The following is a 14930-nucleotide window of genomic DNA, read 5'->3' on the forward strand; positions in this document are numbered from 1 at the left end:
CCCGTGACGGAAGGCACCACCCCCGCCGCTGCCGAGGGTGCAGACACCCTCACCCGCCTGGAGCAGGAGGGTGAGATCGCGGCGGACTACCTGGAGGGTCTGCTGGACATCGCCGACCTCGACGGCGACATCGACATGGACGTCGAGGCCGACCGCGCCTCCGTGTCGATCATCAGCGACACCGGCAGCCGCGACCTGCAGAAGCTGGTCGGCCGGGACGGCGAGGTGCTGGAGGCGCTGCAGGAGCTGACGCGCCTGGCGGTGCACCGGGAGACCGGCGACCGCAGCCGGCTGATGCTGGACATCGCGGGGTACCGGGCCAAGAAGCGGTCCGAGCTGTCCGAGCTGGGCGCCAAGGCCGCCGCCGAGGCGAAGAGCACCGGCGAGCCCGTGAAGCTCAAGCCGATGACGCCGTTCGAGCGCAAGGTCGTGCACGACGCGGTCAAGGCTGCGGGACTGAGCAGCGAGTCCGAGGGCGAGGAGCCGCAGCGCTTCGTCGTCGTACTGCCCGCCTGATCGGCCCCTCGTTTCACCGGCCCCGTCTGCCCGCAGGCGGGGCCGAACTTTGTCAGCCTGGTAGTTCTGGTGGCCGGTGCGCGAAGCGCCGGCGCTGTACGGAAGGACGGTCCCCGTGACGGAGGCAGCGGAGCTTCCCCCCGCGCCCGAGCAGGCGCGGGAAGTTTTTGGCGATCGCTTCGCCGATGCGGTGCGCTATGCGGAGCTGCTCGCCGAGGCGGGCGTGCAGCGGGGCCTGATCGGCCCGCGGGAAGTGCCCCGCCTGTGGGAGCGGCACCTGTTGAACTGTGCTGTGCTCTCCGAGGCCGTTCCGGAGGGGGTGACGGTCTGCGACGTCGGCTCCGGTGCCGGGCTGCCGGGCATCCCGCTGGCCCTGGTCCGCGACGACCTGAACATCACCCTGCTGGAGCCCCTGCTGCGGCGTACCAACTTCCTCAACGAGGTCGTGGAGCTGTTGGGCCTGGACCATGTGACCGTCGTGCGCGGCCGCGCCGAGGAGGTCATGGGCAAGCTGCCGCCGGTCCATGTGGTGACCGCCCGGGCCGTGGCCCCCCTGGACCGCCTGGCCACCTGGGGCATCCCGCTGCTGCGTCCGTACGGCGAGATGCTCGCGCTCAAGGGCGACACCGCCGAGGAGGAGCTGAAGGCCGCGGCCACCGCCCTCACCAAGCTGGGTGCCGTGGAGACGTCCATCCTGCATGTGGGTGAAGGCGTGGTGGACCCGCCGTCCACGGTCGTACGAGTCGAGGTCGGGGAGAGCCCGGGTGGTGTGCGCTTCGCCGCGAAGCGTGCCAAGGCCGCGCGGACAGGACGGGCACGTCGGCGTCGCTGATCCGTCCTGACGACGAGACGTACTCCACACAAGCTGCCAAACCTGTGCGAGCCGGAGTGTCGCGAAGGCCCGGCCACAGCCGCTGTGCATCGTGTTTCACGTGAAACGTCGCTCACTGCTGCACGGCATCATCAGTCGTGGCCGCGCTGCGGCCGAACCTCGCGACCGGAAGCCTCTCGGATCACTCCGAGAGGACTCCGTCTCCCCGGAGACCCCGTCCCTCTCAAGGGGCACGGAGTTGTCCACAGAGGTGGATTTCTCCACAGAAGACCAGGCCTCACTGGTTCACGACCCCGAAGACATGGGAGGCTCTGTTCATTGCGAGCCTGAAGTCGAGGAGAGTGAATCCTTGCGGTCCGACGCCAACATCGCGGGACCGATGACCGATCCGGTCCCCGGTCCCCGTACCGAGTCGATGGGGGCGGATGTTTCACGTGAAACACCGCCTCCGATGGACGACACTCCCATCGGTCGTGCGGCCCAACTGGCGGTAGAGGCTCTCGGCCGCGCCGGCGAAGGCCTGCCACGTCCGGAGCAGACCCGAATCATCGTGGTCGCCAACCAGAAGGGCGGCGTGGGCAAGACGACGACGACCGTCAACCTTGCCGCTTCGCTCGCTCTGCACGGTGGCCGGGTCCTGGTGATCGACCTCGACCCCCAGGGCAACGCATCCACGGCCCTCGGGATCGACCACCACGCGGAAGTGCCTTCCATCTATGACGTGTTGGTCGAGAGCAGGCCGCTCGCCGAGGTCGTCCAGCCGGTTCCTGATGTGGAAGGCCTCTTCTGCGCCCCTGCGACCATCGATCTCGCCGGTGCGGAGATCGAGCTGGTGTCCCTGGTGGCCCGGGAGAGCCGGCTGCAGCGCGCCATCCAGGCGTACGAGCAGCCGTTGGACTACATCCTCATCGACTGCCCGCCCTCGCTCGGCCTGCTGACGGTCAACGCGCTCGTCGCGGGCGCCGAAGTCCTCATCCCGATCCAGTGCGAGTACTACGCACTGGAGGGCTTGGGGCAGCTCCTGCGTAACGTCGACTTGGTACGGGGGCACCTCAACCCCACCCTGCATGTGTCGACCATCCTGCTCACCATGTACGACGGCCGGACGCGTCTTGCTTCCCAGGTCGCGGAAGAGGTGCGCACCCACTTCGGTGACGAGGTGCTGCGGACGAGCATTCCCCGCTCCGTCCGTATCTCCGAGGCGCCGAGTTACGGGCAGACGGTGCTGACTTACGATCCAGGATCGAGCGGCGCCCTCTCGTATCTTGAGGCGGCCCGAGAAATCGCGCTGAAGGGCATCGGCATCAGCTACGACGCGAGCCAGGCCCACATCGGCGCCCAGAAAGACCCGAGCATGGTGGAGGGGATCCAGTGAGCGATCGACGGAGGGGGCTGGGTCGTGGTCTCGGCGCACTGATCCCTGCTGCCCCGACCGAGAAGACCCCGGCTCCGGCGGCGATGGGGGGCGGAGCGTCCGCCTCCCCCGCGGCCGTGCCAGTGCTGACGACCGACCGTGGAGTGGCCGCGGCGAAGGTGGCCACCCTGCCGCCGGTGGCACAGGAGACCGAGGCGATCCAGGCAAGCCCGGCCGCCGAGGTGCCCGCGCCTCCCGTGGGGGCCCACTTCGCCGAGATCCCCCTCGACGCCATCACGCCGAACCCTCGCCAGCCGCGCGAGATCTTCGACGAGGACGCGCTGCAGGAACTGGTCACCTCCATCAAGGAGGTCGGTCTCCTGCAGCCCGTCGTGGTGCGGCAGCTGGGACCCGGCCGCTATGAGCTGATCATGGGCGAGCGCCGCTGGCGCGCCTGCCGCGAGGCCGGGCTGGAGGCCATCCCGGCCATCGTCCGGGCCACGGACGACGAGAAGCTCCTCCTGGACGCGTTGCTGGAGAACCTGCACCGCGCGCAGCTGAACCCGATCGAAGAGGCCGCTGCCTACGATCAGCTGCTGAAGGACTTCAACTGCACCCATGACCAGCTGGCCGACCGGATCGGGCGTTCCCGTCCGCAGGTCTCCAACACCCTGCGGCTGCTGAAGCTCTCGCCGACCGTCCAGAAGCGGGTGGCCGCCGGGGTGCTCTCGGCCGGCCATGCCCGGGCGCTGCTGGCCGTCGAGGACTCCGAGGAGCAGGACCGGCTGGCGCACCGGATCGTGGCCGAGGGGCTGTCGGTGCGGTCCGTGGAAGAGATCGTGACGCTGATGGGGTCGCGCCCCCAGAAGGCCTCGCGTTCCCGGGGTCCCCGGGCCGGTTCCGTGCCCTCTCCCGCGCTGAGCGAGCTGGCCACACGGCTCTCGGACCGCTTCGAGACGCGGGTGAAGGTCGAGCTGGGTCAGAAGAAGGGCAAGATCACCGTCGAGTTCGCCTCCGCGGACGATCTCGAGAGGATCCTCAGCACGCTCGCCCCGGGCGAGAAGCTGGCCCTCCAGAAGAGCCTCCAGGAGAGCGCCGGCGAGGAGCCGCAGGACTGACCCTCGGCCGGTGCCGCCCAGCCAGTCGGCGAGAGCGGACCGTGTCCGGTGTGTACCGGAACACGGTCCGCTCTTTGCTTTGAGGCGGTATCGAGTGAATCGCATCGTGGATACGATGCGATCAGATAGGGCACATCCATCGGACACCGTCTGCCCACTCGGACAGCCGTTCGCGATACGACGGGCGAAGGAAGCGAGGATCAGCCTTCATGGGGCGTCGGCTCGTGCCGCTCACGCTGGACAACCTTCAGGACCTTCCCCATCGCTGCCGCTCATGTGTCTTCTGGGAACTGGACCCGGTCAGCGGCGAAGCAGCGGTGAAGGCGGGCACCTCCGCGCTGGAGAAGGAAGGCTGGATCTCCGCCGTCCTTCTGGACTGGGGATCGTGCGGCCGCGTGGTGTACGTCGATGACGTACCGGTGGGCTTCGTCCTCTACGCTCCGCCGGCCTACGTCCCTCGCTCCACGGCGTTTCCCACGAGCCCGGTGTCGCCGGACGCCGTCCAGCTGATCACGGCCTTCATCATGCCGGGGTATCAGGGGCAGGGGCTGGGCCGGGTGCTGGTGCAGACGGTGGCCAAGGATCTGCTGCGCCGGGGCTTCAAGGCGATCGAGGCGTTCGGAGACGCCCGCTGGAAGGAGCCCGCCTGCGTGTTGCCCGCCGATCATCTGCTGGCCGTGGGCTTCAAGACGGTCCGCCAGCATCCGGCGCATCCCCGGATGCGGCTGGAGCTGCGATCCACGCTCTCCTGGAAGGAAGACGTGGAGATGGCGCTCGACCGGCTCCTGGGGGCGGTCCAGAAGGAGCCGGCGCTGAGACCGCTGTAGTCCGTTCTATGCGAATGGGCCAACCCCGTCGGGGTTGGCCCATTCGTGTTTCACGTGAAACGTCACTGCGTGATGAACTCTTCAAGGTCACGGAGAAGCGCGGCCTTCGGCTTGGCGCCGACGATGGTCTTGGTGACCTCGCCACCCTGGTAGACGTTCAGGGTCGGGATGGACATGACGCCGTACTTCGCGGCCGTGCCCGGGTTCTCGTCGATGTTCAGCTTGACGATCTCGATCTTGTCGCCGTGCTCGGCAGCGATCGCCTCCAGGGACGGAGCGATCTGGCGGCACGGGCCGCACCACTCCGCCCAGAAGTCCACGAGGACGGGCTTGTCGTTCTTGAGGACTTCCTGATCGAAGGAGTCGTCGGTCACAATCTTCAGGTTGCCGGCCACGGGTGGCTCCTTACCTTGGTCGTGCGGTGGGGCGGAGGGGAAGTGGAAGGTCAGACGGCGGTCTTCTCGGGTTCCGCCTGGTCCTCGTCGGCGAGGGCGGCGAGGAAGCGCTCGGCGTCCAGAGCGGCGGAACAGCCGGTACCGGCCGCCGTGATCGCCTGACGGTAGGTGTGGTCGACCACGTCACCGGCGGCGAAGACACCGGCCACGTTGGTGCGGGTGGACGGGGAGTCGACCTTCAGGTAGCCCTCCTCGTCCAGGTCCAGCTGGCCCTTGAACAGCTCGGTGCGCGGGTCGTGGCCGATCGCGATGAACAGACCCGTCACAGGCAGTTCGGACAGCTCGCCGGTCTTGACGTTGCGCAGCTTCAGGCCGGAGAGCTTCTGGTCGCCCTGGACCTCGGCGACCTCGCTGTCCCAGATGAACTTGATCTTCGGGTCGGCGAAGGCCCGCTCCTGCATCGCCTTGGAGGCGCGCAGGGTGTCCCGGCGGTGGACGATCGTCACGGACTTGGCGAACCGCGAGAGGAAGGTGGCCTCCTCCATCGCGGTGTCACCGCCGCCGATCACGGCGATGTCGTGCTCCTTGAAGAAGAACCCGTCACAGGTGGCGCACCAGGAGACGCCACGGCCGGAGAGCGCGTCCTCGTTGGGCAGGCCCAGCTTGCGGTGCTGGGAGCCGGTGGTGACGATGACCGCCTTCGCCCGGTGGACCGTGCCGGCGGTGTCGGTGACGGTCTTGATCTCACCGGTCAGGTCGACGGAGACGATGTCGTCCGGAACCAGCTCGGCACCGAAGCGTTCGGCCTGGGCACGCATGTTGTCCATGAGCTCGGGGCCCATGATGCCGTCGCGGAAGCCCGGGAAGTTCTCGACCTCGGTGGTGTTCATCAGCGCACCACCCGCGGTGACGGCGCCTTCGAACACCAGGGGCTTCAGCGACGCACGGGCGGTGTAGAGCGCCGCCGTGTAGCCTGCGGGCCCGGAGCCGATGATGATCACGTTACGGACGTCGCTCACGGCTTGATTCCTCGTCTCTGGTCTGCGTCAGTCGACCGGTGGGAGCCCCTTTCGGGACTCTCACCCCACCCAACGGATCCTACGGGGCGCGCATTCCCGGTGTGTCCGGGCACACGCGTGCCTGGGGGCGACCGACCGAAGAAGTGTTCCAGCGGCCTCAGGGACGTGCGACGGACTGCTTCAGAAGAACCTTGCCGGCGGAGGCGTTCTCCTGGCGTACGCAGGCCGCGTCGACCACATAGGCGGTGACCCGCTTGCTGTCCTGGGTGTCGGCCACGACGACGAGGTAGGCGGCCTTGCCCCCGTACGTTCCCGTCTTGGCGCCCAGGACGTCAGCGCTCTGGTGGAGCGCTTGCCGGACGCAGTCGGGGACAGGGACCGCGGTCTGGATCAACGTGTTCGGACCCTCGGTCGAGGGCGTCTCCGATGCGCCGCCGGCGTTGAGGCGGGGCTTCTCGCTGCCCTGCGGCAATTCCTTCTTGGTGGCGAGGAGTACCTGCGCCTGGTGCTGCACGCTGTCGCCGGAGAAGGTCTCGGCGGAAGGGGTCGGGGTCCCGTGGGCCGTCGTGTGGTCGCCGTTGCCGCCCAGGGAGGTCAGAACCAGGCTTCCGGTGCCGAGCACTGCCGCGGTGAGGACCGCACCCAGGACGAACCGGCCGCGGCGCCGTCCTCGCTTGGCTTCTTTGCGTCCGGGCCCGGTCGCCGCGCGTGGACGGCCTGCCGGGCGGTCAGCGGCGGGCTCGATGGTGTGCTCGACCGCGTGTTCAGTGGCGCGTCCAGCGGCGGGTTCAGTGGCGCGCCCAGCGGTGGGCTCAGTGTGGGGCGATGTTTCACGTGAAACACGGTCTGAGGCGTCCTCGTCGGCGAACGCCGGCAGCGCTTCAGCGGCGAGCGCGGCGTCGATGCGCGCGGCCACATCGGCCGGCATGGTTTCCAGCTGCGGCACGGAGCCCAGCAGGTCCCGGATCTCCTCCAGCGAGGCATACACGTCCGCGCACGGCTCGCACGCGTGCAGATGTCGCTGTATGTCCGTGCTGCGGTCCGGCGCCAGCAGGCCCTCGGTGAGGTCGGAGATCTCCGCGACGTCCGGGTGCCCGGCCGTGTCTGTCGTGGAAGTCACGCTCGCCCACCTCCGCCCTTCACTACCGCTGAATCGCTCGGTCCCGCTTCTTCGGGGCGCCCGCTGGGTGACCCCGTTGCCGGTGGGACGGGTGACCCCCGTCTGCGGTTCCGTCCCGGCCCGGTTTCTTTCCCGGCCCCGTTCCCGTCCGATCGCGGGCTCGCGGCGCCTTCGGGCCGTAGATGCGTGAGCAGGGGAAGCAGCTTGGCCCGGCCCCGGGCGCACCGGCTCTTCACGGTCCCCGTCGGCACGTCCAGGATCCGCGCGGCCTCCGCCACGGGATAGCCCTGCATGTCGACCAGGATCAGAGCGGCTCGCTGCTCCGGCGGGAGCGTGCCGAGTGCTTCCAGGAGCTGGCGGTGCACGTCGTTCCGTTCGGCCGGCTCCGAGGCGGACTCGTACGGCTCCAGGAGTTGCTCCAGCCGCTCGGTGTCGTCGACCGGAGCCGTCTTGCGGGAGGCTGCCTTCCGTGCCCGGTCCAGGCAGGCGTTCACCGTGATCCGGTGCAGCCAGGTCGTGACAGCCGACTGGCCTCGGAAGGTGTGGGCGGCTCGGTAGGCCGAGACCAGGGCGTCCTGGACGGCGTCAGCGGCCTCCTCCCGGTCTCCCAGCGTCCGCAGGGCGACCGCCCAGAGCCGGTCCCGGTGCCGCCTGACGATCTCGCCGAAGGCTTCGGGGTCACCTTTCACGTGGCGGGCGAGCAGGTCCGCGTCCGTCACCTCGGTGTCGATGTGATCACCTCTCGCGCCCGGCCCTTCCCGCAACGGCAACAGTTTTTGCCGTCTCGTGAGGGCAGTCAAGGGCCTCTGATTCAACCGCTGGTCATATGACCCCTGATGAAAAGGGTGGGTTCCCTCTCCGTCCTGGAGAGGGAACCCACCCTTTTCGGCGTCTCAGCTGGTCACCTTGATGTCCGCCACTCGGCCCCGCCACTGGCCTGCGCTGTCCGCCGGCAGCTTGGTCAGCCAGACGAGGAGGTACTGGCTCTTGAGGGCCTTGCCGGGCTGGAGCGTCACGGTCGTGCCCGTACCGTCGGCAACTTTGCTGTAGGCGTCGAACGACGTCGGCTCCGCCCCCGCGTCGGCGGACGCGGCTCGCAGCTCGACCGAGGTCTGGCCCACGAAAGTGACCGTGACCTTGCCGACCCGCTGCACCTTGCCGAGGTCGAGGATGATGCCGACGCCCGACTTCAGGTTGCCGAACTCCGGACTCCGGTAGAAGTCCGTCTGCCAGTACGTAGCCGTGCTGTTGTCGTACGTCTTGCCTATGTCGCCCGGCTTTTCGGAACCGTCCTGGCCGAACGGGTCGAAGTCGCGGGCGCTCTGGATGGCGATCGGCTTGCCGGACACCGGCTTCTTGTGGTTCTTGTCGCCGCTGTCCGTCGTCTGGCTCTTGTGGGTGTCGTCCGACTTGTCGCTCTGGCCCATCAGAGCGTCCGCCAGTTGCCAGCTGCCCAGTCCGAGAGCGGCGATGAGCAGGGCCGACACCGCCCATTTCAGGGCTTTGCCGGTGCGGCTCTGGAGCGGGGGCGGCGGGGCCGCGATCGGCTGGGTGGCACCGGCGTGCGGCGCGGAGCGGCCGTAGGTGCCCTGCTGGTAGGTGGTGCGCTGGTACTCCGGCGGAGCCGTGAACGCCGGCTCCGGCGGACGGATGCGCGGCATCTCGCCGATCGCCTTCACCAGCTCCTCCGGAGTGGTGCACGGCGCCTCGTGCCGGGACGCCGTGGCCCCGTCGTTGACCAGGGCCCGCATGGTGAGTTCGGACAGGCCGCGGTGCACACCGGCCCGCACCTGGTCCGGGGCGATGAGCCCGATGTCCTTGGGCAGGCCGGACAGGCCGTAGGCGTCGTTCTCGTACGGCCAGCGCTGGGTCAGCGCCGCGTACAGCAGGGCACCGATCGCCTCCGTGTCGGTGCGCTGCGGGGTGTCGGAGCTGACGCCCCGCAGGGCCGCGTTCACGGCGAGGCCGCGGATGCGCCACTGACCGGTGGAGGCGCGCAGCACGGCGTTCGGGTTCAGCCGCAGGTGGGCGAGGCCCTCCCGGTGCGCGGCCGCCATGGCCGAGGCGACCTGGCTGACCATCTGGTACGCGTCGTGCGGCTCCAGCGGGCCGCCGGCGAGGAGCGTGGACAGCTCGGTGGCGTCGGGCAGCCACTCGTGGACGACGTAGACCAGGTCGTTCTCCTCGACGGCGTCGAGGACCTGGACGAAGCGCGGATCGCCGAGCAGGGCGGAGGACCGGGCGGCGGCGAGGACGGACCGGGCCCGGGCGTGGTCCGCGGGCAGTACGTGGACGCCGACGGCACGACGGAGTTTCTCGTCGACCGCACGCCAACTGCTGAATCCGTCCAGACGGGTGACGCACTCCTCCAGCCGGTAGCGTCTGGCGAGCTTGTGACCGCTGTGCAGCTCCGGAGGAGAGGCCTTCCGGCCGGGACCCTCGGCTCCACCGCCCTGTGCCTCGTCGCTGTCCGTGTCCCGCTCCGGGTTCTTGGCCACCCCGTCGGCCGTGGACTGGTCCGCCTTGGCGGTCAGCGGTTGCTCACCGCTGTTGTCTGCCACGTCGACGGCAGCTGTGCTCCGTTCCGCCACCGTCGTCCCTGCCTCCCCATCCGTTGCACGCTGTCCGACGCCGAAACCAATTGTGCCCACAGTCCGCCGCTATGCACGACACACGGCGGCGGACGATGGTTGTGCGCCTACCCCCGCCTCACCGCCCCAGACGCCCGCGCACCATTCCGACGAGCGAGTTGAGCTCCTCGATCCGCATCCGCCGGGCGGCGACGAAGAAGACGCCGAACAACACGGCACCGCCGGCGATCAGCGCCGCGAAGGAGCCGACGACGCCCAGGCCGAGGGTGTGCCCGACGCCGTAGCAGGCGGCGCCGCTGAGCAGCGCCGCCGGCACCGAGGCGATGCCCAGCCGCGCGTACGTGCGGAGCACCCTGGAGCCGTCCAGGTCCCCGCCCAGCCGCTTGCGCAGCCGGCGCCAGGCCACGCCGACACCGATGGCGTAGGCGAGGCCGTAGGCGGCGGCCATACCGGCGACCGCCCAGCGTGGCGGCAGCAGGAAGTAACAGAGCAACGCGGCGCCGGCATTGACCGCGGCCACGATGACCGTGTTGTAGAAGGGGGTGCGGGTGTCTTCGTACGCGTAGAAGGCGCGGAGGACGACGTACTGCACGGAGTAGGGGATCAGGCCGAGGCCGAAGGCCATCAGCATGTAGCCCATGTTGGTGGCCGCGCCGGTGCCGGCGGAGCCGAAGATCAGCGTGCACATCGGGATGCCCAGCGAGAGGAACCCGAAGGCGATCGGCACGATCGCGACCGCCGTGGTGCGCAGGCCCTGGGAGATGTCGTCGCGGACGGCGCCCGCGTCGCCCTCGGCGGCCGAGCGCGAGATGCGCGGCAGCAGGGCGGCCATCAGGGACACCGTGATGATGGCCTGCGGCAGGCCCCAGATCAGCTGGGCGTTGGCGTAGGCGGCGAAGCCGGTGCCCTTGACCCCCGAGTCGTCGCCGGCGGCGGTGGACAGCTGGGTGACGACCATGGCGCCCACCTGGTTGGCGAGGACGAACAGGACCGTCCACTTGGCGAGCATCGCGGCCTTGCCCAGGCCGTGGCCCCTCCAGTCGAACCGTGGCCGGATCCGGAAGCCGGTCTCGCGCAGGTAGGGGATCATCGCCAGTGCCTGGACGACCAGGCCGAGCAGCACACCGACACCGAGCAGCCGCTGGCCCTCCGGCGGGATGCTGTCGACGGTCAGGTGGGAGTTGGCGGCGCTGCCGTACACCCAGATGAACGCACCGAGCGAGACGATGATGACGATGTTGTTCAGGACCGGCGTCCACATCATCGCGCCGAATTTGCCGCGCGCGTTGAGGATCTGGCCCATCACCACATGGACGCCCATGAAGAAGATCGAGGGCAGGAAGTAGCGGGTGAAGGTCACCGCGACGTCGTTGGCGGCCGGGTTGTCGGCGATGGTGGGCGACAGCGCCCGCACCAGCAGCGGCGCCGCGAACATCGCGAGTCCGGTCAGCACGGCCAGGGCCACCATCACCAGGGTCAGCAGCCGGTTGGCGAAGGCCTCACCGCCGTCCTCGTCCTCCTTCATGGAGCGCACCAGCTGCGGCACGAACACGGAGTTCAGGCCGCCGCCGACGGTGAGGATGTAGATCATCGTCGGCAGCTGGTAGGCCACCTGGAAGGAGTCGGCGAGGAAGCCGAGGCCCAGCGCGGCGGCGATCAGCGCGGAGCGGATGAAACCGGTGAGACGGGAGACCATCGTGCCCGCCGCCATGACCGCGCTGGACTTCAGCAGCCCGGCGGCCCGCCCGCCCTTCTTGGCGGGCGCTGCGGAAGCGGCCTCGGCCGCGACGGCCTCCGGCTCGACGGCCACGGAGGGACCGCCGGGATCCGGAGCGGCGGCCGGGGCGGGCACCGGGGACTGCGACGGGTACGCGGCGGCGGTGGGACCGGCCGGGTAGCCGGCGCCGGTGTACGGGTGGCCCTGCTGCGGGCTCCGGCCGTGCGGCGCCTGGTACTGGCCGGCGGGGCCGGTCCCGTCGGCCGACGCCGCGGCCGGGCCCGGGACGCCCGGGGAGTCCACGGGTGCGTGCCCGCCGCCCTGCTGCTGGTCCTTGAAGAGGTGCGCGAAGGCGTCCGGCTCGTGGTACTCCTCGCCGGAGTGCGTGACGAGGTCGTCCACGCCGACGAACTGGGTCGTGCGCGGGTCCTCGCCGTACGGCAGGTACTGGGTCGCGGCCCCCGGCTCCGGCGCCGGGGTCTGCGCCCACACGTTCGGGTCGGGGGCGTAGGGCGACTGGGCGGGCGGGGCGTACAGCGGCTGCTGCTGGTCGTACGGGCCCGGCGGTGGCGGGGGGTGCGCGGCGCGGTCGTACAGCGCCTCGGCGACCGGGTCCTGGGCGGCCAGGTCGTGCGCCCGGTAGGGGTCCTGCTCGTAGGCGTCCTGGAGATACATGTCCGCCGCGTGCTGCGGCGGCACCTGGCCGGACTCGGGCGGTGGCTCGGGGTAGCCCGAGCCGGCCGCGCCCTGGCCGCGGTCACCGTCGTACGGCGCGTTCATGCTTACCCCACCTCATCGTCCCGGGCCCACCGGCCACGACATCGCTCAACGGTCCACTCTCTCACCCGTCCCGGACGGGTCGGCGCTTTCCGGTGCGGTGTCCGGCGCAGGGTCACTCGGCTGCTCCGGGCCGTCTGCCCCGGGGGCGGAGTCGGTTTCCTTCGTGAGACGGTCCCCGGGCCCTGCGGGGTTCCCCGGGTCGTCCGGGTTCTCCCCCGCCGCGTCGGGGCCGTCGTCCTCGGCCTGCCGGGCGGCGGCACGCTTGCGCTGGGTGTACATCCTGAAGCCGGCGAGCACAAGGAGCAGCACGCCGCCGCCGATGACCAGCATCACGGTGGGCGTGACCTCGGTGACCTTCACGTCGAAGCTGACGGGGTCGCCGTACTCCAGGCCGTCCTCGGTGTACAGCTGGGCGATCACCGTGACCCGGCCGTTGGCGTTGGCGGAGGTGGTGAACTTCACCGACTGGCTGTGCCCGCCGGAGACCTCGACGCGCTGCTCCGAGTAGGCCTTGCCGCCGATCTTCAGACGGGTTGGCATGGTCGAGGTCAGGCGCAGTACCAGGTGGCCGACGGGCTGGACCAGGTTGTTCTGGACGGTCACCGGGATGGTGGCGCTCCGGCCCGAGAGCTTGGTCTCGGACTTGTCGATCAGCTTGACCTGGTCGGCCAGCTCGTCGAGCCATGCCTCGACGCCGCCGCGGTAGCCGTCCGCCGCGTCGCTCCGGCCGCGCCAGGACGTGGACATCTCGCGGTTCACGGCCCGCCCGAACGGGGTGACCACGCGGGACTGGTCGGAGAGGATCACCTGGAACTTGTCGAGCTTGTCCTGGGTCCGGGCGATCTGCTCGAAGGCCGTCCTCGGCAGTTCCTGCCGGCGCAGCGATTTCGGATAGGCGGACCTCGACGGGATGCGCGTGGTGGCGCCCGGGTCGGGCCTGTCCTTGGCCGCCGCGGTGAGGTCCTGGGACTGGGACCAGGTGCCGCCCTGGAGCGCCTTCAGTGCCGCGGCCATCGCCTGCGCCTGGCTCGCCGTGGGCATGCGCTGCGGGGCGACGACGATGCTGCGCTGCTTGTCCGTCTGCGCGTTCAGCTCCAGGCTCTGGGCCAGGAACCGCTGGACGGCGAGGGTGGCCGAGCCGGCCTTCGACAGGTCGTCCTCGAAGGCCGTGGACAGCCGGGCGTCGGCGACCACCGCCGTGGTGCCCCCGCCGACCGGGCGGGGAGCGGACGGCGTGTACGACAGCCCGGCGGTCTCCTGGAGGCTGTCGCTGCGGGCGATCACCCGGTCGGCTCCGGCGGAGGTCGCGACCTTCATGATCGACGGGTCCACCGCGCCGTTCACCGGCCAGGCGAAGTCGGTGCTCGGGGTGACGTGCAGCACCGTCTTGACGGTGGTCGCGGCGACGTCGGTGGCGTCCTTGAGGTGGCTGAGCGAGCCGGTGACGCTGGTGCCGTTGTGCGCCAGGGAGGCGAGATCCGGGTCGGCGAACGGCAGCGCGACGACCTCCTTGCCGGCCACCGCCTTCTGCAGACCGGCCAGCCACTGCTTGGCGACCGTCTGGTGCTCCCGTGAGCCGGCTGTGCTGGTGCCGTCGGCGCCCTGGATCCGGTAGTTGCCCGCGGCCATCGCATCGACCGAGGCCAGCAGGTCCGGGTCGATCACCCAGGTGACGTCGAGGTCCTTGCCCAGGTCCACCATCTGGGCCAGCCGGCCACCGGGGGCCAGCTCCTTGGCGAGATCGTCGTCGAGGAACTCCGGCGTCTGCAGTTCACCCGCGCCCGTCTTGGCCGTCATGCGGACCGTGGAGATCAGCGGCCACAGGAACGTGGTCTTCGTCTTGGTGTCGGCCTCCGAGGACTGCCACGGCAGGAACGTCCGCTGAACCCCGAGCACCTGGTCCCAGCTCTGCGAGGAGGTCTCGCCGGAAAGGGTGACCCCCAGCTCGTAGACCCCGTCCTCACCGAGGTCGAGCTTGTCCACGGGGACGGAGACGCTGAAGTGCTGGGCGACGCCCGGGGCCAGCGTGTCGAACTTGTCCTCGTACTTGTCGTCGACCTCGGATCCCGTGCTGCCCTGCAGTTCGTCCGAGTGCCGGGCGACGGAGTCGATCTCCGACCGGGTGGTCAGCTGGGAGCCCACCCGGAGGCCCACATGGGCGTCGGTGACGGCCTGCTTGCCGTTGTTGGTCACTGTGCCCGACACGGTCAGCGTGTCGCCGTCCGTGGGGGCGCTGGGGCTGAGGGAGTCCAGGGAGACCGACACCGTGTCGGAGGAGGCGGCCTGCGCGGGCCCGGCGGCGGGCAGCTGGAGCAGGCCGGCCAGCAGTGGCGCCCCGGTGAGCAGTGCTCCGGCGCGCCGCAGCCACCGGCGGGCAGGTGAGGCACTGGTCCCCTGGAAGTCAGCCGCCTCGGCCACGCGCTCGCCCGTCCCTCGTCGTCGTCAGTGGTCGTCGGAATGTGCGTCCACGCATGGTAACGATGCGCGCTGAACGGAAGTGCCGCGGTGTCCTCCGCAAGATCGAAAAACAGCCGCGGCCCGTCCTCTATATCCAGTATCAAGGGGAGAGCGGCCGTACGCCGCAAGCGCAGTGCTTACGGAGGGTATGCCGGGAGGTGTCCGGCCCCCTTAATGGGGGCGCCCCTGGTCGCGCGGGGCACG

12 protein-coding genes are annotated in these 14930 nt (G+C 70.0%); 5 read left to right on the forward strand and 7 right to left on the reverse strand.

Going from position 1 to position 14930, the window contains the following annotated elements; all coding sequences use genetic code 11:
- The first annotated feature begins 3 nt into the window (after positions 1–3).
- The 5 genes from IEZ20_RS10040 (at position 4) to IEZ20_RS10060 (ending at position 4647) form a co-directional block, all read left to right on the forward strand.
- On the forward strand, positions 4–516 hold the full coding sequence (locus IEZ20_RS10040; RefSeq protein ID WP_189296621.1) for a Jag family protein: 513 nt from the start codon (positions 4–6) through the stop codon (positions 514–516).
- Positions 517–631: 115 nt separating this feature from the next.
- Positions 632–1348 carry a 16S rRNA (guanine(527)-N(7))-methyltransferase RsmG gene (gene rsmG / locus IEZ20_RS10045; RefSeq protein ID WP_189296623.1) on the forward strand — a complete coding sequence of 239 codons (717 nt, stop codon included), beginning with the start codon at positions 632–634 and terminating at the stop codon, positions 1346–1348.
- Positions 1349–1649: 301 nt separating this feature from the next.
- Positions 1650–2723, forward strand: a complete 1074-nt coding sequence (locus IEZ20_RS10050) for a ParA family protein (RefSeq protein WP_189297029.1) — start codon at positions 1650–1652, stop codon at positions 2721–2723.
- Complete coding sequence (locus tag IEZ20_RS10055; protein ID WP_189296625.1) at positions 2720–3820, forward strand: ParB/RepB/Spo0J family partition protein; 1101 nt, start codon at positions 2720–2722, stop codon at positions 3818–3820. The genes IEZ20_RS10050 and IEZ20_RS10055 overlap by 4 nt, the downstream gene beginning before the upstream one ends.
- Positions 3821–4029: 209 nt before the next feature.
- Complete coding sequence (locus IEZ20_RS10060) at positions 4030–4647, forward strand: GNAT family N-acetyltransferase (RefSeq protein WP_189296627.1); 618 nt, start codon at positions 4030–4032, stop codon at positions 4645–4647.
- A gap of 62 nt (positions 4648–4709) precedes the next feature.
- On the opposite strand, the gene trxA is transcribed toward IEZ20_RS10060, so the two are convergent.
- The 7 genes from trxA to IEZ20_RS10095 form a co-directional block, all read right to left on the reverse strand.
- Complete coding sequence (gene trxA, locus IEZ20_RS10065) at positions 4710–5042, reverse strand: thioredoxin (protein WP_189296629.1); 333 nt, start codon at positions 5040–5042, stop codon at positions 4710–4712.
- A 50-nt stretch (positions 5043–5092) separates the two neighbouring features.
- Positions 5093–6061: a thioredoxin-disulfide reductase gene (gene trxB, locus IEZ20_RS10070; RefSeq protein ID WP_189296631.1), complete on the reverse strand. Its 969-nt coding sequence runs from the start codon at positions 6059–6061 to the stop codon at positions 5093–5095.
- Positions 6062–6218: 157 nt separating this feature from the next.
- Positions 6219–7181 carry an RsmA family anti-sigma factor gene (locus IEZ20_RS10075; RefSeq protein ID WP_189296633.1) on the reverse strand — a complete coding sequence of 321 codons (963 nt, stop codon included), beginning with the start codon at positions 7179–7181 and terminating at the stop codon, positions 6219–6221.
- Positions 7178–7945 (reverse strand): RNA polymerase sigma factor SigM, encoded by a 768-nt coding sequence (sigM, locus tag IEZ20_RS10080; RefSeq protein ID WP_373303918.1) that lies wholly within the window; start codon positions 7943–7945, stop codon positions 7178–7180. The genes IEZ20_RS10075 and sigM overlap by 4 nt, the downstream gene beginning before the upstream one ends.
- Positions 7946–8074: 129 nt before the next feature.
- On the reverse strand, positions 8075–9772 hold the full coding sequence (locus IEZ20_RS10085; protein ID WP_189296635.1) for a protein kinase family protein: 1698 nt from the start codon (positions 9770–9772) through the stop codon (positions 8075–8077).
- Between the two features lie 118 nt (positions 9773–9890).
- Entirely contained in the window at positions 9891–12269 is a 2379-nt protein-coding gene (gene murJ, locus IEZ20_RS10090) for a murein biosynthesis integral membrane protein MurJ (RefSeq protein ID WP_189296637.1), read from the reverse strand.
- Positions 12270–12314: 45 nt separating this feature from the next.
- Entirely contained in the window at positions 12315–14687 is a 2373-nt protein-coding gene (locus IEZ20_RS10095) for a DUF6049 family protein (protein ID WP_189296639.1), read from the reverse strand.
- Positions 14688–14930 lie beyond the last annotated feature (243 nt).

The organism is Streptomyces cinerochromogenes, assembly GCF_014648635.1.
Classification (GTDB): Bacteria; Actinomycetota; Actinomycetes; order Streptomycetales; family Streptomycetaceae; genus Streptomyces; species Streptomyces cinerochromogenes.